Here is a 25,520-nt window from a genome sequence, read left to right as displayed (position 1 = left end):
TTCTGGGACGGGCCTTTCTATGTTCATTAACGAAATGATTAAAGTGATGAAAGAAATTAAATAAGGATGTTAAAGAGATTGGAATCCTTATTGATTTCTACATAATCCACACCCTTCTGCTGCATCCGTTCGATAAGTGGTTCATAAGCTTCAATGGACAATAGCTCTATGCCTACAAGCGCGGGACCATTCTCTTTATCATGCTTCTTAATGTACTCGAAACGGGTAATATCATCCTCTGGACCGAGGATTTCGTCCAAGAACTCACGCAGGGCACCTGCCCGTTGTGGGAAGTTCACCATGAAGTAGTGCTTTAAGCCTTCGTAAATCAGTGACCGCTCCTTGATCTCTTGCATACGGTCTATATCGTTGTTACCCCCACTAATGATACAGACGACCGTCTTCCCGCGGATTTGATCACGGTATTGATCAAGTGCTGCGATAGGTAAGGAACCGGCTGGCTCAACTACTATAGCGTTCTCGTTATACAGCTCCAGAATGGTGGTACAAGCCTTGCCTTCAGGTACCATCACGATGTCATCCAGATGCCGGGAACAAATATCATAAGTCAGTCCGCCAACGCGCTTTACAGCCGCTCCGTCCACGAACTTGTTAATTTCTTTTAGCGTTACCACTTCTCCAAGCTTAATTGCTTCAGTCATTGAAGCAGCACCAAGCGGTTCCACACCAATCAACTTAGTGGATGGACTCACCGTCTTCACATAAGTGGCTATTCCTGCTGCCAGGCCGCCCCCACCAATCGTTACGAACATAAAATCCGCAGGATGGTCCAGATTCTCCATTACTTCCATCGCAATTGTCCCATTGCCTGCAATAATTCTCGGCTCATCAAACGGGTGGATCAATGTCATTCCATGATCTATACAAGCTTGCAGCGCTTCATCATAAGCATCATCGAAGGTATCGCCCTTCAGAATGACCTCAACAAACTCACCGCCGAACCGTCGAACTTGCTTAACCTTCTGGTTAGGTGTAGTGCTGGGCATATAGACCTTGCCCTTAATTCCAAGTGCCTTACAGGAATAGGCTACACCTTGTGCGTGATTTCCTGCACTCGCGCAGACAATACCTTTAGCTCTATCTTCTGCAGATAGACTACGAATCATATTATAAGCTCCGCGGATTTTAAAAGAACGGACAATCTGCAAATCTTCGCGCTTCAAATATACATCGCAATCATACTTGGCCGATAGTACGGCGTCACGCTGTAGTGGAGTCCGGATGATGACCTCCCGCAGTACGTGATGAGCCCGTACGATATCTTCCATTCCTACGATTCGGTCTTCCTCTTCTCTCATAACCCTCTCGCCTCACTATCATCTATTCATTCTACTTCTTGTAAACATACTCTCCCAAAGACATTTTTTCAAGCATTGTCCGCTGTATGCAATACAATCATTGATGCAAATCTTATTTTCTTATATTAAAAAAGAGACTACAGGAATCTCCCATAGCCTCTTTAAGTTCATGTCCGTCCAAGATCTGAATTCTACTAATCCTGTTGCTTCAGCATCCACTTCAGCAGATCAGGTAGGCTTGTCCACAAACGCGAGTGTACAATCACATATTCGATAGCTTCATTAGCGTCGCCCATTCCCACAAAATCCGGAAGGTTATGCGGCAATCTTTTGATCCCTAACAAATAATCCGGCACATGCTTGTTCACATTCCGCGCTACGCGGTACAACATTTTCAGTTGGGAAGTAATCCCATTCTTCTTATATTCTAAGACCATCCGGTCGTAAGCTACTGTCGCCGCTGCATCATTGCCGAACTTTTCCAGCACCTTTTCTGTCTTCTTGAGCTTGTTGGTGTAGAGATACGCAGCCGTTAAAAGGTAACGCGCACCTGTGTTATCTTCAGGATTCAGCTCTAAAATGTGCTCAAGTACTTTTTGTGCTTCTTCTGCATTTCCGCTAAACCAACAAGAGTCGGCGTAGCTTTTGCAAATTCGAATGTATGGACGAGTCTCGTGGAGGTCCCAGAAATGTCCCTTGTTCTCAGCGAAAAAGGCTTCCCCAAGCTCACGTTCACCTGCATCCATCCCTGCTTTTAGAAAAGCACGAGCATCTGCTTCATTCTCTGCTTCCTCAGCCAAAATGAGATAAGCATCCGGACTGTCCGGATAAACCTCTAATGCGGCTTCAGCTAACTGTATCCGGCGGTTGGATGAATTGGTTTGCATAGCCTTTTGTAATAGTGCTTGCTCCTGATCCTTCGGACTGCCTGAGATATTCAGCAAAAGTAATTCTTCTTCCGCACCACCCATGCCGTATTCCTCAATGTAATTGAGCATCTCTTTGACTTTTCTAGAGATGGTAGGCGTAGTAACCTCATGTTTGGTAGCAAGATCCGCTTGTGTTAGGGAGAAGCCATATTCTTCAGACAAAATAAATTCGATCGCCGCGCAGAAAGAGCCCATTTTCTTCACAGCAGGCTTAGTCTTACGGGAATAACCATTCCACAGAACTAGAGCTTCCCAAATAAGCTCTCTATCATAGCTTTCTCTCATGCTCTCAATAAGGTGCAGCGCCAGTTGTTCATGTGCTGGATGCTCCCAATTCAGATCACGTGACACTTTTTTTCTGAGCGTAGCAAGAGTTAGCTTCACTTCAGGTTGTGCTACGGGCTCCTGTTTCTCAGCCACAGTCTCGCTAGCTGCCGCTTCTTCCTTGTTTACAAGTTGCATGATGGACTCTACTGCAGAAGTTTCTTTACCAAGGCAGCATTTCTTATATTTTTTCCCGCTTCCGCAAGGACACATATCATTTCTTCCAATCTTACTCAAAACGAATTCCTCCTTAAATCTGTGAGTAGCCATTCGCCATAAGCGTATCGCTAGTATGCACTATAAGTATCATCATTTCCAGGCACGAGGCATCCTTTATAAGGTTACTTCACAAAGTCTGAAGGACTCCGATTTAAAAGGGCCTTCCCATGATCGGAAAGACCCTTATCTGTATATATCCGCACATTTTCCCCCGTACGTGTAGTATTATAGCACTTCTTCTATCACTTGTCAGTCCTTTTTTAGGACTTTAAGCGCAAAAAATGCTAGATACAGTTCTTTATCCTTATACCAAAGCTTTCATAGCGATGTCGCTGCGGCTTTGTTTTCCGGAAAAAGAAATTCCTTCGGCTCTAGCGTAAGCTGCAACACGAGCTTCAGCAATCGTAGCACCTAGGCCTACCACGCCTAGTACCCGACCACCATTCGTCACCCAGCTTCCGTCTTCACCACGCGCCGTACCAGCATGGAAGATCAGCCCTCCTTGGCTGTCTTCAAGACCTTCAATCGGTACACCCTTTGGATAAGGGCCTGGATATCCTCCCGAAGCGAGAACTACGCATACAGCCGCTTCGTCGCTCCATTCAATGTCGATATCTGCAAGTCTGCCCTCTGTGACCGCCAGAAAGATTTCTAGCAAGTCGCTCTTGAGTCTAGGCAACACGACCTGAGTCTCAGGATCACCGAAACGAGCATTAAACTCAATCGTCTTTGGTTTACCCTCAGGAGAAATCATCAGTCCCGCAAATAGTACACCGCTAAAGGGACGACCTTCGTCCACCATAGCTTTTGCCGTCGGCTTAATGATGGTCTCGATCGCTTCTTGGATAATAGCCTCATCAATATGTGGTAAAGGCGAATAGGTACCCATTCCGCCGGTATTAGGACCTTTATCCCCATCAAATACGGGCTTATGATCCTGGGCAGCAGCCATAGGACGTACCGTCTCTCCATCGACAAAAGCCAAAATCGACATTTCCTGTCCAGCTAGAAATTCCTCAATAACAACCTGAGCGCCTGCCTCACCGAATACCTTAGTGACCATAATATCAGCAAGCGCTTGCTCTGCTTCTTCCAACGAATAAGCAACCGTCACGCCTTTTCCTGCAGCCAGACCATCTGCCTTGATTACGATCGGAAGCGGGTGTTCTCGCAAATAAGTTAGCGCAGCTTCATAGTCGTCGAACTTCTCATAGGCTGCTGTCGGAATATTATATTTATGCAAAAGATCCTTCATAAAGGTTTTGCTGCCTTCGATCTCTGCCGCATTCTTGCGTGGGCCAAACACAGGAATATCCTGTGCTTCAAAAGCATCCACAATCCCAGCAGCGAGTGGATCATCTGGACCGATTACAACAAGACCTACTTCCTTCTCTTTCGCAAAAGCCGTCAGACGATCGAACTCAAATACTCCGATCGGCACACATTCGGCTAACTGCGCAATCCCGGCGTTGCCGGGTGCGCAATAGATTTTACCTGCCTTTGGGCTTTGGGATAGACTCCAAATCATCGCATGTTCCCGGCCGCCGCCGCCAACCACTAAAATATCCATCCGAATATGATCCTCCCAGTGCTCTAGTGTTTGAAATGACGGACGCCTGTGAAGACCATAGCAATACCATACTCATTAGCGACCTTAATCGACTCTTCGTCTTTAATGGAGCCGCCTGGCTGAATCACTGCAGTGATTCCTGCTTTTGCTGCCATTTCAAGCGTATCGCCCATTGGGAAGAACGCGTCGGAAGCGAGTACGGCTCCCTTAGATTTTTCACCAGCTTGTTCGATTGCAATTTTAGCTGCACCAACGCGATTCATCTGTCCTGCACCTACGCCAACGGTCATATCATCAGCAGCCAGCACAATCGCATTAGATTTCACATGCTTAACTACTTTCCATCCGAACAACAATTGTTTCAATTCTTCCTCGGTTGGTTTACGGTCCGTAACGACTTGTAGATCATCTGGGTTCACAGAGTGCACATCACTCTCCTGTACAACCATTCCTCCATCAATAGAGGTAACTACAAAGCTGCTCTTACGCGCACTAGCCGTACTAAGGTTACCGATTTTGAGCAAACGGAGATTCTTTTTCTTCGTAAGGATTTCCAGTGCTTCTTCCGTAAAGCCTGGTGCCAACACGATTTCGAGGAAAATATCTTTCAGCAGGTTCGCTGTGTCTGCATCAATAATGCGGTTTGCTGCTACAATCCCACCAAAGATAGAAGTTGGATCCGCGTTGTAAGCTTTTTGATAAGCTTCGTATACACTTTCACCCACACCTACACCACAAGGGTTCATATGTTTAACCGCTACGACAGCAGGCTCTTCAAATTCTTTCACGATTTGCAGTGCTGCGTTAGCATCGTTGATATTGTTATAAGACAACTCTTTGCCGTGCAATTGTTCAGCCGCAGTGAGTGTATCCAGTGCCGCCAATGGCTTGCGATAGAACGCTGCTTTTTGATGCGGATTCTCGCCATAACGCAGATCCTGAATTTTCTCATAAGTCACGGTGTAGCGCTCTGGCAGAGGCTCGCCAGTAACGTTAGCCAAATAATCGGAAATCAAGGCATCGTAAGCCGCCGTATGACGGAACACTTTTGCCGCAAGACGTTTGCGTGTTTCTAGCGTTGTATCTCCACCTGCGCGAACCTCTTCAAGTACAGTAGCGTAGTCATTAGCATCCACAACTACACTCACAAAAGCATGGTTCTTCGCCGCAGAACGCAGCATCGTAGGTCCGCCGATATCGATATTCTCGATGGCTTCCTCGTAGGATACGTCAGGTTTTGCGATAGTTTCCGCGAACGGATACAAATTCACAACAACCAGATCGATGTAGTCCAGACCAAGCTCCTTCATTTGACGCGTGTGTTCCTCGTTATCACGAACCGCAAGCAATCCACTGTGTACAGCAGGGTGCAAGGTTTTGACACGTCCGTCCATGATTTCTGGGAATCCTGTCACATCGGAAATCCCGATGACTGGAACACCTTCTTTAGCCAAAAGCGTGCTTGTTCCACCTGTAGAGATAATTTCTACGCCTAATGCAGACAACTCGCGGCAAAAATCCACGATACCTTGTTTATCCGATACGCTGACTAGCGCTCTTTTGATACTCACTTTGAATAGTCCTCCTTCAGGTTGTACGTGCGATTTAATATGAAGAAAACCCACAACGCGACACATAACGCCGCTTATGCAATATTTCCCGAGAAATACCCTGAAACATCTCGGTCTGTCACCAAATGTCGATCCAAAACTTCGAATGGCTGCGGTGCAGCTTACTTTTCGCGGATAATCGTCTTTCTTCCACTCAGTTCCACTTTCCCGCTGGCAAAAGCGCCAACCACTTCGGGATACAGCTCATACTCAACCTTATGAATACGTTCTGCCAATGAATCCGCCGTGTCGTTATCCTGCAGGGCTACGCTGCGCTGAGCAATAACAGGCCCGGTGTCCATACCTCCATCGACAAAATGCACAGTAACACCCGTCAGCTTCACGCCATAATCCAGCGCTTGTCCGATTGCATCTTTTCCTGCAAAAGCAGGCAGCAGCGATGGATGAATGTTAATAATTCGTCCAGCATACGGCGTTAAAAGCACTGGCGTAATAAGACGCATGTATCCTGCCAGCACAACCAGCCCGATTTCCCGCCGCTGAAGCTCTGCTACAATCTCTGCTTCGTAGAGTTCACGGCTGGCGAAGTCTTTTGGCCGCAGCAAGAGGGCGGGAATGCCCGCATCCTCCGCTCGCTTAGCTACAGGTGCCTCTGGCTTGTCGGATACAAGCAACTCAATATTGCCCTCACCAAGCAAGCCTGCTCTCTGTGCATCGATCAGTGCAGCAAAATTACTGCCTTGCCCAGAAGCAAAAACAGCGATTCGACTCCATTGCATCACACTTCAGCTCCAGTAAAGGTTACTTTGCGTTCCCCTTCTGTCACTTTACCAATGATAAAAGCCTCTTCTCCGCTCGCTTTGAGCAGTTCAAGAGCACGTTCTCCATCAGCGCTACTTACTACCAGAACAAGTCCAATTCCCATATTAAAAGTAGTAAACATATCACGGTTGCTTACGTTTCCTTTGTTCTGCATCAATCCGAAGATCGGCAGAATCGGCCACGATCCGTAATTAATCTCCACATCTACACCGTCAGGCAATACGCGCGGGATATTCTCGATGAATCCGCCACCCGTAATATGTGCCATCCCTTTCACCGGAAGCTGCTCCAGCAGCGCCAGCAAAGGCTTCACATAAATCTTAGTTGGTGCAAGAAGTACATCCACAAGCGGAGCTCCAAGCTCCGGAAGCACATCATTCAGGCCATATCCATCTTCCTCAAGCAAAAGCTTACGCACCAGTGAGAAGCCGTTGCTGTGCACGCCGCTAGAAGCTAAACCAATCACTGTGTCTCCAGCAGCGATGTTAGCGCCTGTTACCAGCTTCGCTTTGTCAGCAACGCCAACTGTGAATCCAGCGATATCATACTCACCCGCTGAATACATGCCCGGCATTTCAGCCGTTTCGCCGCCAATCAGCGCACAACCTGCTTGGTGACAGCCCTCTGCGATTCCTGCTACGATCGCTTCAATTTTCTCCGGTACGACTTTGTCGCAAGCCAGATAATCAAGGAAAAATAGCGGCTCCGCGCCTTGCACTACAATGTCGTTCACGCACATAGCTACAGCGTCGATCCCAATCGTGTCATGGCGATCCGCAGCGAACGCGATCTTAAGCTTCGTGCCTACACCATCAGTTCCCGATACGAGCACTGGCTCTTCATATTTATCTTTATTGAGGCCAAACAGCGCTCCGAACCCACCAAGATCCGTCATTACTTCTGGACGGTAAGTGCGTTTTACGTGCTTTTTCATGCGTTCTACCGCTTCATTACCAGCCGCAATATCCACTCCGGCGTTTTTATAAGCTTCCGACACTTGGGACACCTCATCTTATTTTAATTTAGAGCGCGTTTGTGGGGCATTCGGGATTTTTTTGGTGGTTATAGGGGAGCTATTACAAGGAATGTTTGGACTTCCGATCGCTGTTATGTTTGGATTTCCTGATTTAAACCGCTCTTCGCGGTAGAAATCCAAACATAAAGGCGAGCGCTACGCTTCTACAGTTCCAAACTTCCTCTCCATAACTCCCTCCAACCACCGCTTTCACCCTACTGCAAGCCGCAGTGCGCGCCTTGCACACGGACCTCAAGACCTCGGTGCATGAGCTGCGCCATGCACCTCCTTAAGCGAAACAAGCGGGTCCTGCATTTGCGCAGCAAACAGGGACGAGCTTGGTGAGCTGCTCTTGGCGCTTTGGGCGTAGCCGAGCGCCTACCTTAGCGAGACTAGCGACCAGCTTGGCGAGCCATTCCCTGCGGCGGTATGCAGCCGGGGGGCGGAGCGCCGTAAAGCGTGTCCCGTCCGTGCGTAGCACACAGGGACAAAGCGAGCACTCGTACCCAAGTCTTCTTAGCAAGTTATAACCCAACTCCTACCGCCGAGCTTTCGGGTGGCCGGAGGGCAGAGCCCTTCGGAATCCCCCTTTGCAAGGGGGACTTAGGGGGATGTCAACATGAGCAGCCATCTTTTTCCGCCCCGCCAAAATCAACCTGCGTCGGGTAATCATTATCGAAGCAGGAAAGGCATAGCCCGCCTTTGTAATCATCTTTGTTGTGACCACCAATAGAAGTGATTAAGCCCTCCGGTGACAAGAATGCCAAGGAATCGGCATTAATCTCTTCGCACATTTCCGCAATGGACTTGTACGACGCGATGAGATCGCGGCGGTCTGGGGTATCAATGCCGTAGAAGCAAGGATTCTTGAAGGGCGGCGATGTAATCCGCACGTGAACCTCTACGGCTCCCGCTTCACGGAGCAGATTGACGATCCGCCGTGAAGTTGTTCCACGCACGATGGAATCATCGATCATGACAACACGTTTGCCATCGACCACACTGCGCACGGCACTTAGCTTCATTTTCACACCTTGCTCACGCAGCTCTTGGCTCGGCTGGATGAAGGTCCGGCCTGTATACTTATTCTTAATGAGCCCAAGCTCATAAGGAATGCCCGTCTGCTCCGCAAATCCAATCGCTGCCGAGATACTTGAATCCGGTACACCAGTTACGAGGTCAGCATCTACGAAAGCTTCTAATGCCATTCGGCTACCCATCCGCTTACGGGCGGTGTGCAGGTTAGCGCCATTCATATCACTGTCTGGGCGAGAGAAGTAAATATACTCCATCGCGCATAGCGCTTTACGTTTTGGCTCGGTAAAACGGTCCTCTAACAGGCCATTTTTATCAAGCACGAGCAGTTCGCCAGGTTCGATATCTCGTACTAACTGTGCTCCGATAACTTCTAAGGCGCAAGATTCGGAAGCAAAAATATAGGCGTCGCCGATCCGTCCCATTACAAGCGGACGCAAACCATGGGAATCCGAAGCGACAATTAATTTGTCATTCGTCATAAGCAGAAAAGCAAATCCGCCAACCAGTTGTTTTAGCGCATCCTTAGCCGCTTCAACAAAATCCTTAGACGAACGCGCAATCAGATGCGCCAGCACTTCTGTATCACTTGTGGTTTGGAAGATCGATCCGCTTTGCTCAAGCTGTTTACGAATCAACGGTTCATTTACTATGTTACCGTTCGTAGCAATCGCCAAATCACCGTCACGATATTTGAATACGAGCGGCTGTGCATTAGTTAAGCGGCTGTCTCCGCTGGTGGAATAACGTACATGCCCGATGGACATGTCTCCAACCAGTGAGGCAATTTTGTCCTTGTCGAATACTTCTTTTACTAACCCCATCCCGCGGTGATAGTTGAAATCACGACCATCTGCTACACAGATGCCCGCACTTTCTTCCCCACGGTGCTGTAAGGCGTGCAAGCCGTAATAAGACATGGACGCCGCTTCCGGGTGTCCGAAGACCCCGAAAACGCCGCATTCTTCTTTTAATGTGTCAAAAATATCTCCCGAGCCCGTTCCTTCATTGTAAAAGTCACCAGTCCACAGGATAGGAGTCTCCTGCTCTTTCCCGGTCTTTATTTCATAAGACATGGAATAGCATCCTCCCAAACGAATTTCAATTCTGCCACAGCTTCATCTAATACGGATGCACCGTCCAGATTTACGCGCAGTCTGTCTCCACCTACAGTTCCGATGATTTCCACTGGAACGCCGCTGGCAGCAATCGCTGCTTTCAGCTCTTCCGCACGTTCAGGCGCTGCCGTCAGCACGATACGTGATTGGCTCTCACTGAACAATGCTATATCGGATCTAAGTCCATTAGCAGAAAGTTCAACGTTCGCACCAACACCGCCACTGATACAGCTTTCTGCAAGTGCTACAGCAAGGCCGCCTTCGGACAAGTCATGTGCCGAACGCACCAGACCACCGCGAATCGAGCTAAGCACTGCGCTCAGCAGTTTTTTCTCAGTAGCCAAATCCAATGCTGGAGGACGGCCTTCCGTTACACCATGAACGGCATATTGAAATTCACTACCACCAAGCTCAGCTTTTGTTACGCCTAGCAGAAGGATGGAATCTCCTTCTTGTTTGAAGCCTTGAGTCGTAATATGATCCGTATCCGTTACTAAACCAACCATGCCGACAACCGGCGTTGGGTAAATGGATCCCGTAGTATTTTCGTTATAAAGACTGACATTCCCGCCGATAACCGGAGTATCCAGCACACGACAAGCTTCAGCCATACCATCAACCGCACGCTCCATTTGCCAGAACACATCAGGTTTCTCAGGGTTTCCGAAGTTTAAGTTATCGGTAATAGCTAGCGGTTCAGCACCGGAACAAACGATGTTACGTGCCGCTTCGCTGACTGCAATCCGTCCGCCCACTTCAGGATCAAGATAAACGTAACGACCGTTACAGTCCGTAGTCATCGCGAGTCCTTTACGTGTACCATGAATGGTAACTACAGCCGCATCAGATCCAGGTCGAACAGCCGTACTAGTCCGCACCATGTAATCATATTGGTTGTATACCCAAGCTTTGCTTGCTACGGTTGGTGATCCAAGAACAGTACGAAGTGCGCCGCCTAGATCTGTAACTTCCGCGTAACGAAGCGTATCTACCGATTCATTTTCTACATAATAAGCAGGAACCTCAGATGGTTTGTTGTAGACTGGACACTCATCAACAAGCGCTGTTACTGGCATGTCACCAACAACCTCACCGTGATGATATAGCTTCAAGCGACCATCATCCGTTACTTTACCGACCTTACAGCAGATTACACCCCAGCGATCAAAGATCTCTTGCGCCTGAGCTTCATCCTTCGGTTCTACTACAAACAACATCCGTTCTTGCGATTCCGAAAGCATCATTTCATAAGGGGTCATGCCGTCTTCACGTTGTGGCACCTGATCAAGATACAGCTCCAAACCATTACCAGCTTTACTTGCCATCTCTGCACTAGAGCAGGTAAGTCCAGCCGCACCCATATCCTGAATCCCAATAACAATGCCGCTGTCGATTAACTCTAGACAAGATTCCATAACGAGCTTCTCCATAAATGGATCGCCTACTTGTACAGCTGTACGTTTTGCTTCGGACTCTTCACTTAGTTCAACGGATGCAAAAGTAGCCCCATGAATCCCATCACGTCCAGTAGGAGGACCTACGTAGAAGACTGGGTTTCCTACACCTTTAGCGACACCACGCTGGATTTTATCATGATCAATCAGACCGACACACATTGCATTAACAAGCGGGTTACCGTCATAGCTATCATCGAACATGATTTCGCCGCCCACTGTTGGAATCCCGATACAGTTACCATAGCCAGCAATACCAGACACGACATGCTCGAACAAATATTTCACGCGATCGCTTTCCAGCTTGCCGAAACGCAAGGAATTCAGCAGTGCGATAGGTCTTGAGCCCATGGAAAAAATATCACGAATGATACCACCTACGCCTGTTGCCGCACCTTGAAAAGGTTCTACCGCAGAGGGGTGGTTATGACTTTCGATTTTGAATACAACCGCTTGGTTGTCTCCGATATCTACAATCCCTGCGCCCTCGCCAGGTCCCATCAGGACACGTGGTCCAGTAACTGGGAAACGTTTCAACAATGGCTTAGAGTTCTTGTATGCACAGTGTTCGGACCACATTACGCTGAATACGCCGATTTCAGTATAGTTCGGCAAACGTCCCATAAAAGACTTGATGAGCTCATATTCGCTGTCCGACACACCGAATTGGCTGTAAATTTTCTGCTCTGCGATCTGTTCTGCGGTCGGTTCCTTAACGGATACTTGCTGCGTCATGACGATCCCTCCAAGTCTTCAGTATAGATGTGAACATTCGCTTGCCATCTTCAGATCCGAGCAAGCTGTTAGCTGCACGCTCAGGGTGAGGCATCATGCCGACTACATTCCCCTGCACATTACTAACACCCGCAATATCAGCTACAGAGCCGTTAGGATTATCGCTGTATGTGAACACAATCTGATTGTTAGCTTTCAGTTCTGCTAAAGTCTCTTCATCACAGTAGTAGTTTCCTTCGCCGTGAGCGATTGGGATGATGATTTCTTCATCCTTAGCATAATCAATAGTAAATGGGGTTTCGTTATTAACAACCTTAAGCACTGTATCATGACAACGGAACTTCATGGACATGTTACGACGCAGCGCTCCTGGCAACAAACCAGCCTCAGTAAGAATTTGGAACCCATTGCAAATGCCTAGCACGAATTTCCCTTGCTCTGCTGCTTTAGCAACTTCAGCCATTACAGGAGCAAATCTTGAAATCGCGCCGCAGCGCAGGTAATCACCATATGAGAATCCGCCTGGAACCAAAATGCAATCATACGCCGACAAATCTGTCGCTGTATGCCACACATAATCGACTGGTTCGCCGAGACTGTCCTCTACCGCCTTGTAGCAATCAATATCACAGTTAGAGCCTGGGAAGACAAGTACAGCAAATTTCATGTCGTTTAGTCCTCCAATTCGTAGCGGTAATCCTCGATCACCGTGTTGGCAAGTAGCTTTTCGCACATTTCCTTGAGACGCACTTCTGCTTCAGCACGGTTATCCGTATCCAAAGTCAGCTCCATATATTTCCCAATACGCAAACTTTCAACTTCTTGAAAACCTACCGAATGAAGTGCTCCTTGCACTGCTACACCTTGTGGATCGAGAACGCTCTTCTTAATGGTGACATATACCGTCGCTTTTAACATATGCTTGTAGTTCCTCCTAAATTTTTATGTGTATATACTTTCTGAAAGCTGAAACTCTACTAAAAGTAACTCTAGCTTTAAAAACATACACTTCATTTATTCCCATGAGTAAACACACAATGTTGAGCTATAAAGACTTGCCAGTAAGACGATGATAAATGTCCAGATAACGGCGCGTTGTTTCTTCAACTACTTCTATTGGAAGTGGATCAGGTTTGCTATTTTTATCCCAGGAGGATGCAGATAGATACGTACGAACAGGTTCTTTATCCATACTATCAATTTCGATATCAAGAGCGTATTTGTCCTTAGCCCAGAAACGTGAAGCATCCGGCGTAAAAATCTCATCAATCAGAATCACCTTGCCATCCAGCAAGCCGAATTCAAATTTGCAATCTGCTAGAATGATTCCCCGCTCAGCACAATACTCTCTAGCAAAAGAGAACAATTGCAAGCTCTTCTCCTGCAGCTCGAGTGCCAGATCAGCACCGATTAACTCCTGCATCTTTTCAAAAGGAATATCCTCATCATGACCTACATCGTTTTTAGCCGCAGGGGTAAAGATTGGCTGTGCCAGCAGCGCATTTTTGCGCAAGTTCTTAGGAAGCTCAATACCATTCACTTTGCCAGTTTCTTGATACTGTCTCCAGCCCCCACCGGTGATGCACCCACGCACAACACATTCGATATCGATGCGCTCCGCTTTGCGTACCACCATAACACGGTTTCTGAGAGCTTCCTTGTCCTTGACGATATCTCCGAGCAGATCCACATCGATATGAACGACATGATTCTCCATTAGATCTTTGGTCTTTCCGAACCAGAACGCACTCAGACGGTTAAGCACATTGCCCTTTTCAGGTACCGCTGGGTCCAGCACATAGTCAAAAGCAGATATCCGATCCGTGACGACGATCAGTACATTCTCCCCTAAATCGTATAGCTCACGAACCTTCCCTTTATAGAGCAGCGGCGCATTGATGAGTTCCACGGCTGTGGATACGGCCGACGATGTCATGACCTTTCCTCCCTTGAACTAATGATCTTCCTAAGTTGGGCTGGTCTAGGAGGAAGCACTTCCGAGGAATGTTTGGACTTCCGATCGCTGTTATCCTCAGATTTCTTGATTTGAACCGCTTCTCGTGGTAAAAATCCGAGGATAAAGGCGAACGCTACGCTTCTACAGTTCCAAACTTCCTCTACAGTGCTCCCCCATCCAGCTTTGCATTTATTGCAGCGTTCCTTAGTTCACCACTAACTTATCTTTTTAGGATCTCTAAGGTCTCATTCCGAGGAATTCGTTCCTTATCGACCCAACCATTAACGCACTTATTTTTTAGAGCAGCTCTAGCTTGCGGAAGATGGTGTCCACATGCTTAAGGTGCCAAGAAGGGTTAAATGCATCTTCAATTTCTTCTGGGGTAAGAACGTTAGTGATCTCAGGTGTAGCTTCCACGATATCGCGGAATTGTTTTTGCTCTTCCCAAGCTTGCATAGCACGCGGTTGAACGGTATCGTACGCTTGCTCACGGCTAAGGCCTTTGTCGATCAGTTTAGTCAAGATACGACCGGAGAAAGGAACACCGAACGTACGGTTCATGTTACGCTTCATGTTCTCTGGGAATACAGTCAGGTTCTTCACAATGTTTCCAAAACGGTTCAGCATGTAGTTGAGCAGCATTGTCGCATCCGGAAGGATGATACGTTCCACAGAGGAGTGCGAAATATCGCGTTCATGCCAAAGTGGCACGTTCTCATACGCTGTAACCATATGTCCGCGAATGACGCGGGACAGACCGGAAATGTTCTCGCAGCCGATCGGATTACGTTTATGCGGCATAGCGGATGAACCCTTTTGACCTTTGGCAAAGGCTTCTTCCACTTCACGAATCTCACTCTTTTGCAGAGCGCGGATTTCAGTAGCGAATTTGTCTAACGATGTCGCTACCAAAGCAAGAGCAGCCATGTATTCAGCATGACGGTCACGCTGTAACGTTTGTGTAGAGATTGGAGCTGGGCTTGTGCCGAGCTTGCGGCAAACGAATTCTTCTACGAAAGGATCGATGTTAGCGTACGTACCAACGGCACCGGAGATTTTTCCGAACTGTACACCGTTCGCAGCATGGCGGAAACGCTCCAGGTTACGTTTCATTTCTTCGTACCATAGAGCCATTTTCAGACCAAAGGTAGTTGGCTCGGCATGAACACCATGCGTACGGCCCATCATCGGCGTATCCTTGTAAGCAATAGCTTTGTCTTTAAGGATCTCAATAAAATTGATGATATCCTTCTCTAGAATCTCATTGGCTTGACGCAGCAAGTAACCTAGCGCCGTATCTACCACGTCAGTAGAAGTAAGACCGTAGTGTACCCATTTGCGTTCTGCGCCAAGGCTCTCGGAGACCGCACGTGTAAAAGCGATAACGTCATGGCGAGTCTCTTGTTCTATTTCATCAATGCGTGCGATGTCGAATTTAGCGTCTTTACGCAATTTAGCAGCGTCTTCGTGCGGGATTACTCCCAGCTCAGCCCATGCTTCACAAGCGCAAATCTCAACTTCCAGCCACGCCTTGAATTTATTTTCCTCCGTCCAAATAGCTCGCATCTCAGGTCTGCTGTAACGTTCGATCATATTCTTTAGTTCCTCCAAAGTTTAGATTGCTCCACCCAGGACAAGCCGTCTCCGGTATCCTTGCAGAGCAGATTGATATGGCCCATCTTGCGGCCGGTCTTACTCTCAGTCTTGCCATATATATGAAGCTTAGGTACAACACCCAGCTTATTATCTTTTTCGTCCTGTGTACAGGTCGCTTTAATCGCGCCATCCAAATGCTGGCCTAGTACATTTACCATAACTACAGGTGTCAAAAGCGTTGTATCGCCTAGCGGCAGATTACAAATCGCCCGGACATGCTGCTCGAACTGTGAAGTCGCGCAAGCGTCCATGGTGTAATGCCCGGAGTTATGCGGTCTTGGTGCTAACTCATTGACGTACAATTGTCCGTCCTCTGTGACGAACATTTCTACTGCCAGCAGTCCAACCGCATCAAGTCCAGCGATTAATGTCTCTGCCAATTCGCATGCTCTCCGCTGAATGTCCTCTGCCACTCTTGCAGGCACAATGGACAGATGTAAAATATTATTTACATGAATATTTTCCGAGGGTGGGAAGCTCTTAACCTCACCAGAAGCACTGCGTGCTGCAACAACGGATATTTCACACTTAAAAGCTACAAACTTCTCAAGCACCAGCTCCGGCACAACGGATCCGGGTGCTACTTGCCGGAAGGCTTCTTCCAGCTCTTCTACCTGACGGATCACGGCTTGTCCCTTGCCGTCATAACCGCCTGTGGCTGTCTTCAGTACACAAGGTAGTCCAAGTTCAGCCGCCGCCACTTTCAGCTCCGCAAGGCTATCCACCTTCCGGTACGGGGCGACCGGTACGCCTGCCGCCTCGATGGCGGCTTTTTCGCGCAACCGATGCTGCGTCGTATACAGCAGCGCGCTGCCCTGCGGCACGTACGATTCCTCCGTCAGCAGCGCGGCAACGCCCGCGTCGACGTTCTCGAACTCGTACGTGATGACGTCCGAGCGGCGGGCTAGCTCCCGCGCCGCGTCCCGGTCGTTATACGCCGCTGTAATCTGCGGCGTGACTTGACCGCTAGGCGCATCCGGCGCAGGGTCCAGCGCCACGAAGCGGTAGCCCATGGCGCTGCCAGCCAGCGCCATCATGCGCCCGAGCTGCCCGCCGCCGAGCACGCCGACGGTCGCGCCGGGCAGCAGCGTCCGGACGGTGTCCGTACCGGACGCATCCATAGCGGCTGGCGAAGTAACGCCGCCAGCCTCCTGCAGCTTCAGCTCCTCCGGTCTCATAAGCTGTCGCTGCTTTCAAGGACTTCGTCGCGGATCGCATCCCGCCGCAGCTGCGCGCGCTGCTGCACTTCTGGATCGAATGCTCCGATAATCTGTGCGGCCAGGAGGCCTGCATTAATGGCCCCTGCCTTACCAATGGCTACCGTTGCCACTGGAATGCCTCCTGGCATCTGCACGATGGAGAGAAGCGAATCAAGCCCATTAAGCGCCTTCGACTGCACTGGCACTCCAATCACAGGCAGGATCGTCTTTGCTGCCACCATACCCGGCAAATGCGCTGCACCACCCGCTCCTGCAATAATGACGCGAATACCCCGGCCCGCGGCTTCCTCCGCATAGCTGAACATCAAGTCCGGCGTCCGGTGCGCAGATACTACCTTCTTCTCATAAGATAATCCCAGCTCTTCAAGCACCGCACAAGCGTGCTCCATCGTGTCCCAATCCGATTTACTGCCCATGATAACAGCTACCTGCACAGACATGATTCGACCTACCTTCCAGTCACTAGTATGGATATCTTTATCTTGTAAATTCGAATAAAAAAAGCCCGATGACCAGACGCATTTTGCTGCGGGAGGATCGGACTAGTAAAGAAATTAGGAAAAAATAATCCGCGTGCCTATCATTAGGCTCTATTAAGCGCGGAAAATGGCATAATGCATCATTCCGTTACCCGGACCGCATTGCCGCATTCTATCATCCTATTTCCTCGTAGTCCGGTAATTTACGGTTCCCGGGTAGAAACTTCCGGGCCATATCCCCGGTTTTATACGAGTTGCTCATGACATCAGTTTAACAATCCCCTACACAGGATGTCAACTCAAACACGAACATTGGTAAATTCCGATTAATAATCGTTCGCTTTTAGGCGTATTTAATTTCTCAATAACCACTTATTTTGATGATAAAGACTTCTTTCCGTACACTATTAGCTCTAACAACAGATGTTATATTAACTGTAGAATAGGCTTCATGGAAATACATATAATTCCTCTACTGGATATGAATCTAGTCATTTCGTTTCTTATTAATGAAAAAAGGAACGCCATAAGCGTCCCTTTTAACTTTATATTATTTTACAACCAGCACTGGAATGCGGGCGCTTTGTACTACATTGTGGCTCACACTTCCCAGAACAAACTCACGTATTCCGCCAAGTCCGCGGCTGCCGATAACAATTACATCTATAGCATGTTCTTTAGCATATTTCAAAATCACTTCAGCGGGAGATCCTTGTAATAGCTCAACCTCAGCATTCAAGCCTTCAGCCTCAAGGCGTCCCTTGACTTCTTCCGTAGTCTGCACTGCTAAATCATAATATTCTTTATTTACTGAAGCCGGTAGTGGTGCTAGAGCTTCTCCGATAAAAAATCTTGGGAATTCAAATGCGTGAACGACATGCATCGTAGAACCCGGAGTTACTTTTGCGAGTTCAATTGCGCGCTCCAATGCTTGATTAGAAGCCTTAGATCCATCATAGGCGAGTAAAATTTTAGAGAATAACATGTACGCCACCTCTTTTTCTAGTTTGTAATCATTAAGACTATCACCTTAAAAAATAGCTGTACAAAAAGATATTCAGCAACAGAAGTAACGGAATTCCGATCCTAAAGGACATATGTCGCGTTTTGTGGCGCTTACGATACATGGCAATCAGCACGCCTAGTGCCCCGCCCATAGCTGCCAGCAGAAAAAGTGTCTTCTCAGGTACACGTTCTCGCCGTTTACGGGCTTTGTTCTTGTCTTCGGACATCACTACATATCCGATAATATTAATTACCACAAACCACAACATTATAACCTTGACCATTCTCCCGGGCTCTCCTCCTTGCTTCCTATCTATCTCTATTATATTCCTCTTTTTCACAAAAAACCAATCATCCTTACACGCTCTGATAACTTCGCTACCTGCCTCTTTCTTTTCACTGCTTCGCATCCTTCATCCATATCCATGACAACACCGCAGCCAGCGCCGCCGCAATTCCACCCAGCCAGAACCCTCCGGTCAAGCCATAAAGAGCGCTCATCCAGCCTGCCACGAACGGCCCAGCCGACATACCTATTGCATAAACCGCCTGATAGAAGCCCATAGCTGTTGCACGCTTATATGGATCTACTTCTGACACCGACTTGCCTAGCAACAATGGGAAAATAAGTCCCTGCATAAATCCGTTTCCTATCTGAGTCAGACAGAGCGTCGCTAGCGTCGGCATTGAAGGAATAAGAAGTGTAAACAATGCACTTCCCGCGAAGCCTAAGAGAAGCGTGCCCCGGTCTCCTAGCAGCCTACCAAATGTCCGTGAGCCATAGAGGGTCGCGACAGCATGCGGAATCATAAAAGCGAGCGTCAGCCAGCCCAAGCTTTCTTTACTTGCTCCGATATTCAGAGCTTGGTTTGGCGTATATCCGAACATCGTTATGAATAGCACACAGTGTGCCAACACTGACAGCAGAGAAACTCTTACCAGAAGTGGCTCCTTCATAACACCCGCTAAGTCCTTGATCTGGATCGCACTTTGCCGTTTCTCCTGTTTTTGTTCAGGCAGCCGCAGCGCAAGCAGCAGCGCCGCAATCGCTACAATTCCTCCAATCAGAAACGGGGTATTCCAGCCCCAATGCTCCACCATATAGCCACTGATCATCATACTGGTCAATTGGGCAATCACCGTAGTGAATTGCAGCATGCCCATCGCTTTTCCAGCTTCCTCTTTCGGGAAATATCCCGCGAACATCACAGTGTACACAACCCATGCCGAAGCCGCTATACCGGATACCGCACGTGCTGCCAATGCCCACCCAGGCTGTGCTCCCCACATGAAAAGAAAGCAGCTGGCTCCGCTCGCAATCAGTCCCAGGTAGATAAACGGACGCCGCCGATTCAAATAATCCGAACCGATGCCAATCGGCAGTCGGAACAGAATCTGCATTAACCCATATACGCCCAGCACCATGCCCACCATAAAATATGATGCTCCCAAATGCTCCACATAAGGGGAAAGCACCGGAACATAAATATAAGAAGAGAACCAAAACATAAATACAATAACGAGAAAGAAAAACTTACTGCCTCCCTGCCCCTCTGGGCTACCTGCTGCTTTTAGTTGATCCACTTGTTGTTCAGCTGCCACCCTAATCACCTGCTCTATGTATTTGCTTAACATTCTAATTCAAAGCCTATCTGTAGACCACAAAAACTTACGTGGACAGAAAAAAAGGCTACTGAGTACACTCAGCAGCCTTTTTATTACGATACATGCGATCCTTTTTACTTATCCTTCTTTTGCCCTTCAAGCGCTGCTTTCAGCAGTTCCCCAAGGTTAGAACCAATGCTTTCTTGCTTACTGTATTGCTGTACCAGCTTTTGCTGTTCGCGTTTATTCACATGCTTATGATCCTTATCCAAGGTTTCTGTGATTCCACAGCCCAAACATTGTACGAACATGCCTGCTTTACCCTCTTTAAGCTCCATTTTCTTATGGCACTGTGGACAGCGGCGATTCGATAGTCTTTTCTCTCCGGCACGGGTATAACCACAGTTATCTGCAGGGCATACAAGCAGCTTGCCACGTTTGCTCTTTTTCTCCAGCAGTCTTGTACCGCATTCCGGACAATTACTGTTCGAGACATTATGCGGTTTATATTCTGCTCCACTAGTTTTGACGCCAGTTACCAACTCCTGTGCCATACTGCGGATGCCTTGCAAGAAGAGCTCCGGCTTGCCTTGACCACGCGCTATTTTCTCCAGCTCAGCTTCCCAGCGAGCGGTTAGATCTGGTGTCCTTAGCTGTGTGGATACCAACTCAATAAGCTGCTTGCCTTTACCAGTCGGATGCAGCAGATTCCCTTGGCGTTCAATGGTATCGGAGCTTACCAGCTTCTCGATAATATCCGCGCGGGTTGCCGGGGTTCCCAGTCCGTGCTTCTCCATTTGCGTCAACAGCGAAGCTTCATTATAACGTTTCGGTGGCTGTGTTCGTCCAGGACGAACCATACAGCGGCCAATTGTGACAGTTGCCCCTTCGCGCAGCTCAGGTAGCTTCACACTCCCAGCTGCTGGCTCATCCGATGGCTCCTCGTCGTCATCGTTACTCATATCTCCGCCGTACACTTCACGCCAACCGGCATCCTTTACCGTCGTCCCTTTGACATGGAAGCTTTCGCCTTCCACGTTGACGGTGACAGCTACCGCATCATAGCGAGCTGGTGGGTAGAACAAGCTAATAAAACGCCGTACAATCAGATCATACAGCTTACGTTCCTCAGTACTCAGACCATTTAACAATACGGTCTGCTCTGTCGGAATAATAGCATGGTGATCGCTTACTTTGCTATCATCCACGATCCGCTTCGTAATCGGCAGCGGTTTGCGAAGCAGTGGACGTGCCAAAGCTGCATATGGGCCGACAGCTACACTGTCTAATCTTTCCTTGAGTGTGCCCGTCATATCTGATGTTAAGTAACGACTGTCCGTACGCGGGTAAGTTACAAGCTTGTGCTGCTCATATAACCGCTGAAGCACACTGGAGGTCTGCTTCGCGGAGAAGCCGAACTTCCGGTTCGCATCACGCTGCAATTCAGTCAGATCATAAGCGAGTGGATGAGGTTCACTCTTCTCACTCTTCTGTACCTTAATAATACGGCCGCTGCGTCCAGTAAGCTTATCCTTTAGACTTGCCGTCTTATCCTTTTCAAATATCCGACCATCGCCGTTACTGGCCCGCCATGCCGCTTGGAAATCTCCAAAATCAGCAGTCAGCGTCTCAAAATCAACGGAACGGAAACCCGTAATCTCCTGTTCACGATCCATGATCATCCCTAATGTCGGCGTTTGTACCCGCCCTGCGGAGAGCGGCGAACCGAACTTACATGTCAAAGCTCTCGTGACATTCAGTCCAATCATCCAATCCGCCTCTGCGCGGCACCGCGCAGATTCATACAGACGATCAAAATCGCGACCTGGGCGGAGCTTTGCGAATCCTTCTTTTATCGCTTTATCCGTCTGAGAAGATATCCAGAGCCGCCGGAATGGCTTTTTCCACCCCGCCATATTCATAATCCAACGTGCCAACAGCTCTCCTTCACGAGCAGCATCCGTAGCTACCACAAGCTCCTCAATATCCTGACGCTTCATTAGATGCTGAACAGCTTTGTATTGCTGGTTGGTCTCACGCAGCACCTTCAGCTTTGCCTTCTCCGGCAAAATCGGCAAATCCTCCAAAGCCCAAGTTGCAAACTTTTTATTATAATCTTCAGGCTCTGCCAGGCCGACTAAATGACCCAGTGCCCAGGTAACCACATATTTTGGACCTTCAATATAGCTCTTCTGTTTATTATTACATCCCATGACTCGTGCGATCTCGCGTGCAACAGACGGCTTCTCCGCCAATACTAATGTCTTCATAATGCTCCCCTTTCCACATCAAATTTCATTATATCATTAAATGAATGTTAGCAAATATCGTCAGGCCTTACCGGGTCACTCCGTTATACACTAAATAAATCAAACAACGAAAACTCAGTGAGTGAAATCTTCATTTCATTAGAAAAGCCCGTATCTGCTTTGCAGACACGGACTTTTTTTGCTTATGGGATTAATAGTTACTCTTGCTCCACCTGAATCGTTTTTTCAAGCTCCGGATAATAATGTTTAACTTGTTTTCCTTCTTCATCTCTTAATGCTTTATGGCTCTCATCAATGGAGTAAGTAAACGGCTTAACTGTAATTGTTTTTGGTGTTTGTGGGAACGGACTGAAATCTTTGTCTACCATAGGATAGACTATAGCCGGCAAGTTGAATGACCCACTCGAAGAAAATGCATTGCCTAGTTCATCAACAATTTCATAGAACATTTCAGAGGTTGTGTATCCATCCTTTTCTTTCACAGTTGGCGCTTTACCTTCTTCGCTGAGCTGTAATCTGCTTGTGGCTGGAGTTAATTCCAGCTTGGTAATCGTATAACTGAATTCTTCTGCCTCTTTTGTTTGGTTCAGATCAAGCTTGATAATTCCTTCCGTTACTTTTTTCACCGGCACCTTGATTTCAAAAGGCTCTGCGATTTGTGTAACCGGCACAGTGATGCTTAATTCAAATTCATTCCCCAAAGCCTCTACATTATTTAGATTTCTATAATCGTATAAAATAGCATTCTTTTTACCCTCAACATCGCCAAAAGACGACATTTGGCTCTCCAAATTCTTTCCATTCGGCAATTTCACTTCTGCTGAACCCAACAACCCTTTTTCGGACTGGTTCATTGTCACTTTCGCATACTGCTGTTCTTTTACCGCTGGATCGAATTCAATCGGTTCAATAATCATTTCTGCCATCATCTTATCCTTATCAATGCCTTCCCGTTCAATCGCAAAAGCCAACCGCGAGCCGTCATAATAGGCATCGGTAACCTTCAAGGTCACTCCATCATGGGTAACGCTTTGGTTAGGCGCAGTAGATAATCCTTTTTCTTTAGCAGCATTTAGACCTTTATCGTCAATCCCCTTAAAAATACTTCCTACAACAGGAATCTGCTTTAACGTTTCAGCCATGACTGGGGATATAAATCCGCTACCGATTATTCCCGCACCCAACACTGCTGCTGCCGCGGCAGCCACCAATGATTTTTTCAGAAACTTATTCCCACTTTTTCTTGACGCTCGCTTTTCCATTCCCTCGTCTCCTATTCGCTTCATAATTGAATCGCTGAAACTGTCTACCGGCATTTCATGATTTTGGAATGTTTGACGAATGTGCTCCATCTTCTGACTTTCAGTTGGATCTTGCCATTTCTCCATGGGGGCTTCCTCCTTCATTTATTCTTTGCCGGACTAACTTTTTGCGTAGACGTTCAAATTTCTTGCGTAAAGTAGCTGAATTACAATCCATAATCTGACCCATTTCTTCAAAACTGTACTGCTCTACTACCTTAAGAATCAGAAGATTGCTCTCTTCAGCTGTCAGATCATCCATAAATAACTTCTGCAATGGCTCCTCATCGTTAGGATTATAATAGGCTTTCGGCTGCTGCTCTTTATATAGCGACAACAGACGGTTTCTTCGTTTGCGTTTGCGAACCTGATCCAGACAATGATGATAGGCCACTTTATACAGCCATGAATTAAAAGAGACTCGTTTCTCATAACGTCTGAGTTCCTGATACACTTTTACAAATATATCTTGCACAGCATCCTCTGCTTCTTCATGACTTCTCAAAATATAATAGCAATACGTATAAATCTTTCTTTCATAGGCTTGTATTATAGTTCTATAGGCTTCGCGGTTACCCGCAAGAACCTGATCAATAGCCTCTTCAATTATTGTTTGATTCACTTGGACCCCGGGGCTGCGACGTTCCAAAGAATCACCTCCTTGTTATTGACTACAACTATATAACGAATGTGATCCCTTTAATTGTGACAGGCTCAAATTTTTTTCCAAATATGTTATAAACATCATCTGTTTTTCAATAAAAAAAGCGACTGCCCCGATTGATGCTCGGAGAAATCGCTTTTATAATATTCCATATTTATAAACTTTTTACTTATTTATATTTTTCAACTCAATACATGCTTCAAAAAATACAATATCACTATTCTGGCCACGGACATATATACCATCATCCGTTACAGCTGAGCGTAAAATAGTCAGTTCATCCCCAAACTTAGCTTCTTGTAGATATGTAATCCGGAAGCGTGTGAACTCTGCATTATCCCATTCCGCTAAACTAAGTGCATCACAACATAAATCTCCGTATCGGGCATTATTCAGATGTCCGTTGCTATCCAGCCCACTATATCTTACCTGATACCGATAAGCTTCTTCCATAATAATATCAGTAGGGATCGTTACCTTAACAGGCATATCCCCTACTGAATCGCCATTATAGTGCTTAACCTGAACTGGAAGAGCGTTCGGTCTGAGTATCTTTCTCTTCTCAATATCTACTAAAGCCCATATAGAACGCGCTGTGGCAATCTCTATATGATCTGCATCAAAAATACGATAATCCCTTTGCCATAAAGCCCCTTTAGTACCTTTACTCCAGGTATGTACGCTAAGCACATCATTTGGGCGAGGAATACGCTTAAAATCAAGATCTAACGTAATCATCATCCAGCCCATTCCTGCATTCAGAATTTCTTCCACACTTATCCCCAAATTACCCACTGCGAAGTCTGCCGCACATTGCATGATATCCAAAATAAAGGATAACTTACCCTGCGAACGATAATCCGTGTCGCTCGCATGTACAGAAAAATCTTCTATCCACACAAGATTACTACTGTTGTCCATTGTTTATCCTCCTGCCATGCAAAATATCCTTGCATTTACTTGAAGTATCCACATATACCACTGCTCTATCCACATAAATTGGGGACTACTTTCATTTTTGAATATATTTTATTATTCCATCCACATGTTAGTAACTTTTATTTTTTCGTTATTTCCCCATGACTTATCCACATTATTTAAATTAAGCGATAAAGGGAACAAAAAAGCCATTGTTGATAAATCAACAATGGCTTCGTGTGCTTGGCAACGTCCTACTCTCCCAGGACCCTTCGGTCCAAGTACCATCGGCGCTGGAGGGCTTAACGGTCGTGTTCGGGATGGGTACGCGTGG

The 25,520-nt window shown here is 47.3% G+C and carries 23 protein-coding genes, 1 rRNA gene and 1 riboswitch; all 24 genes read right to left on the bottom strand.

All coding sequences use genetic code 11. The features are described 5' to 3' along the window. Nucleotides 1-56 precede the first annotated feature (56 nt). Nucleotides 57-1,319, bottom strand: a complete 1,263-nt coding sequence (ilvA, locus tag ACFWMP_RS29060; protein ID WP_042184762.1) for a threonine ammonia-lyase IlvA — start codon at nucleotides 1,317-1,319, stop codon at nucleotides 57-59. A 194-nt stretch (nucleotides 1,320-1,513) separates the two neighbouring features. Then, a complete protein-coding gene (locus ACFWMP_RS29055; RefSeq protein ID WP_076286939.1) occupies nucleotides 1,514-2,809 on the bottom strand; it encodes an SEC-C metal-binding domain-containing protein in 1,296 nt (431 codons plus the stop codon). A gap of 286 nt (nucleotides 2,810-3,095) precedes the next feature. After that, nucleotides 3,096-4,361, bottom strand: coding sequence for a phosphoribosylamine--glycine ligase (purD, locus tag ACFWMP_RS29050; RefSeq protein WP_379425753.1), 1,266 nt, complete (start codon nucleotides 4,359-4,361; stop codon nucleotides 3,096-3,098). 23 nt (nucleotides 4,362-4,384) lie between these two features. Further along, nucleotides 4,385-5,932, bottom strand: coding sequence for a bifunctional phosphoribosylaminoimidazolecarboxamide formyltransferase/IMP cyclohydrolase (gene purH / locus ACFWMP_RS29045; RefSeq protein WP_076121669.1), 1,548 nt, complete (start codon nucleotides 5,930-5,932; stop codon nucleotides 4,385-4,387). Between the two features lie 161 nt (nucleotides 5,933-6,093). Further along, the gene (purN, locus tag ACFWMP_RS29040) at nucleotides 6,094-6,711 is read right to left on the bottom strand and encodes a phosphoribosylglycinamide formyltransferase (RefSeq protein ID WP_076286942.1); all 618 of its coding nucleotides are present in this window, start codon (nucleotides 6,709-6,711) and stop codon (nucleotides 6,094-6,096) included. Next, nucleotides 6,711-7,751, bottom strand: a complete 1,041-nt coding sequence (gene purM, locus ACFWMP_RS29035) for a phosphoribosylformylglycinamidine cyclo-ligase (protein WP_341147025.1) — start codon at nucleotides 7,749-7,751, stop codon at nucleotides 6,711-6,713. The genes purN and purM overlap by 1 nt, the downstream gene beginning before the upstream one ends. A gap of 307 nt (nucleotides 7,752-8,058) precedes the next feature. Then, complete coding sequence (locus ACFWMP_RS29030; RefSeq protein WP_379425750.1) at nucleotides 8,059-8,292, bottom strand: hypothetical protein; 234 nt, start codon at nucleotides 8,290-8,292, stop codon at nucleotides 8,059-8,061. Nucleotides 8,293-8,383: 91 nt separating this feature from the next. Then, nucleotides 8,384-9,880, bottom strand: a complete 1,497-nt coding sequence (gene purF / locus ACFWMP_RS29025; RefSeq protein ID WP_076286945.1) for an amidophosphoribosyltransferase — start codon at nucleotides 9,878-9,880, stop codon at nucleotides 8,384-8,386. Further along, on the bottom strand, nucleotides 9,865-12,111 hold the full coding sequence (gene purL, locus ACFWMP_RS29020; RefSeq protein WP_379425748.1) for a phosphoribosylformylglycinamidine synthase subunit PurL: 2,247 nt from the start codon (nucleotides 12,109-12,111) through the stop codon (nucleotides 9,865-9,867). Before purL ends, purF begins: the two co-directional genes overlap by 16 nt. Continuing rightward, a complete protein-coding gene (purQ, locus tag ACFWMP_RS29015; RefSeq protein WP_042124034.1) occupies nucleotides 12,089-12,778 on the bottom strand; it encodes a phosphoribosylformylglycinamidine synthase subunit PurQ in 690 nt (229 codons plus the stop codon). The genes purL and purQ overlap by 23 nt, the downstream gene beginning before the upstream one ends. 5 nt (nucleotides 12,779-12,783) lie before the next feature. Further along, nucleotides 12,784-13,029 (bottom strand): phosphoribosylformylglycinamidine synthase subunit PurS, encoded by a 246-nt coding sequence (gene purS / locus ACFWMP_RS29010; protein ID WP_036680912.1) that lies wholly within the window; start codon nucleotides 13,027-13,029, stop codon nucleotides 12,784-12,786. A 127-nt stretch (nucleotides 13,030-13,156) separates the two neighbouring features. Then, complete coding sequence (locus ACFWMP_RS29005; protein WP_379425745.1) at nucleotides 13,157-14,047, bottom strand: phosphoribosylaminoimidazolesuccinocarboxamide synthase; 891 nt, start codon at nucleotides 14,045-14,047, stop codon at nucleotides 13,157-13,159. Between the two features lie 318 nt (nucleotides 14,048-14,365). Next, nucleotides 14,366-15,661 carry an adenylosuccinate lyase gene (gene purB / locus ACFWMP_RS29000; protein ID WP_076275258.1) on the bottom strand — a complete coding sequence of 432 codons (1,296 nt, stop codon included), beginning with the start codon at nucleotides 15,659-15,661 and terminating at the stop codon, nucleotides 14,366-14,368. 5 nt (nucleotides 15,662-15,666) lie between these two features. Further along, nucleotides 15,667-16,788 carry a 5-(carboxyamino)imidazole ribonucleotide synthase gene (gene purK / locus ACFWMP_RS28995; RefSeq protein ID WP_339804134.1) on the bottom strand — a complete coding sequence of 374 codons (1,122 nt, stop codon included), beginning with the start codon at nucleotides 16,786-16,788 and terminating at the stop codon, nucleotides 15,667-15,669. Next, on the bottom strand, nucleotides 16,691-16,921 hold the full coding sequence (locus tag ACFWMP_RS28990; RefSeq protein ID WP_379425947.1) for a hypothetical protein: 231 nt from the start codon (nucleotides 16,919-16,921) through the stop codon (nucleotides 16,691-16,693). The genes purK and ACFWMP_RS28990 overlap by 98 nt, the downstream gene beginning before the upstream one ends. Beyond that, complete coding sequence (gene purE / locus ACFWMP_RS28985; protein WP_042184739.1) at nucleotides 16,899-17,384, bottom strand: 5-(carboxyamino)imidazole ribonucleotide mutase; 486 nt, start codon at nucleotides 17,382-17,384, stop codon at nucleotides 16,899-16,901. The genes ACFWMP_RS28990 and purE overlap by 23 nt, the downstream gene beginning before the upstream one ends. 210 nt (nucleotides 17,385-17,594) lie before the next feature. Beyond that, nucleotides 17,595-17,696, bottom strand: a riboswitch (purine riboswitch). Between the two features lie 277 nt (nucleotides 17,697-17,973). Continuing rightward, nucleotides 17,974-18,408 (bottom strand): universal stress protein, encoded by a 435-nt coding sequence (locus tag ACFWMP_RS28980; protein WP_042184737.1) that lies wholly within the window; start codon nucleotides 18,406-18,408, stop codon nucleotides 17,974-17,976. A 40-nt stretch (nucleotides 18,409-18,448) separates the two neighbouring features. Continuing rightward, complete coding sequence (locus tag ACFWMP_RS28975; RefSeq protein WP_042193264.1) at nucleotides 18,449-18,712, bottom strand: DUF1294 domain-containing protein; 264 nt, start codon at nucleotides 18,710-18,712, stop codon at nucleotides 18,449-18,451. 112 nt (nucleotides 18,713-18,824) lie between these two features. Further along, entirely contained in the window at nucleotides 18,825-20,030 is a 1,206-nt protein-coding gene (locus ACFWMP_RS28970) for an MFS transporter (protein WP_379425741.1), read from the bottom strand. 137 nt (nucleotides 20,031-20,167) lie between these two features. Then, nucleotides 20,168-22,303 carry a DNA topoisomerase III gene (locus tag ACFWMP_RS28965; RefSeq protein WP_339268645.1) on the bottom strand — a complete coding sequence of 712 codons (2,136 nt, stop codon included), beginning with the start codon at nucleotides 22,301-22,303 and terminating at the stop codon, nucleotides 20,168-20,170. A gap of 197 nt (nucleotides 22,304-22,500) precedes the next feature. Then, nucleotides 22,501-23,691: a DUF4179 domain-containing protein gene (locus tag ACFWMP_RS28960; protein WP_379425739.1), complete on the bottom strand. Its 1,191-nt coding sequence runs from the start codon at nucleotides 23,689-23,691 to the stop codon at nucleotides 22,501-22,503. Continuing rightward, nucleotides 23,666-24,253, bottom strand: coding sequence for an RNA polymerase sigma factor (locus ACFWMP_RS28955; protein WP_379425737.1), 588 nt, complete (start codon nucleotides 24,251-24,253; stop codon nucleotides 23,666-23,668). Before ACFWMP_RS28955 ends, ACFWMP_RS28960 begins: the two co-directional genes overlap by 26 nt. A 180-nt stretch (nucleotides 24,254-24,433) precedes the next feature. Next, nucleotides 24,434-25,189, bottom strand: a complete 756-nt coding sequence (locus tag ACFWMP_RS28950; RefSeq protein WP_379425735.1) for an acyl-[acyl-carrier-protein] thioesterase — start codon at nucleotides 25,187-25,189, stop codon at nucleotides 24,434-24,436. Nucleotides 25,190-25,427: 238 nt separating this feature from the next. Continuing rightward, a 5S ribosomal RNA gene (gene rrf / locus ACFWMP_RS28945) occupies nucleotides 25,428-25,520 on the bottom strand; the annotation flags it as partial.

Origin of the sequence: Paenibacillus sp. NPDC058367 (genome assembly GCF_042723305.1) — a bacterium.
Lineage (GTDB): Bacteria > Bacillota > Bacilli > Paenibacillales > Paenibacillaceae > Paenibacillus_AQ.
The sequence above is the reverse complement of the archived record's forward strand: the minus strand, read 5'-3'. Positions and strand labels throughout refer to the sequence as shown.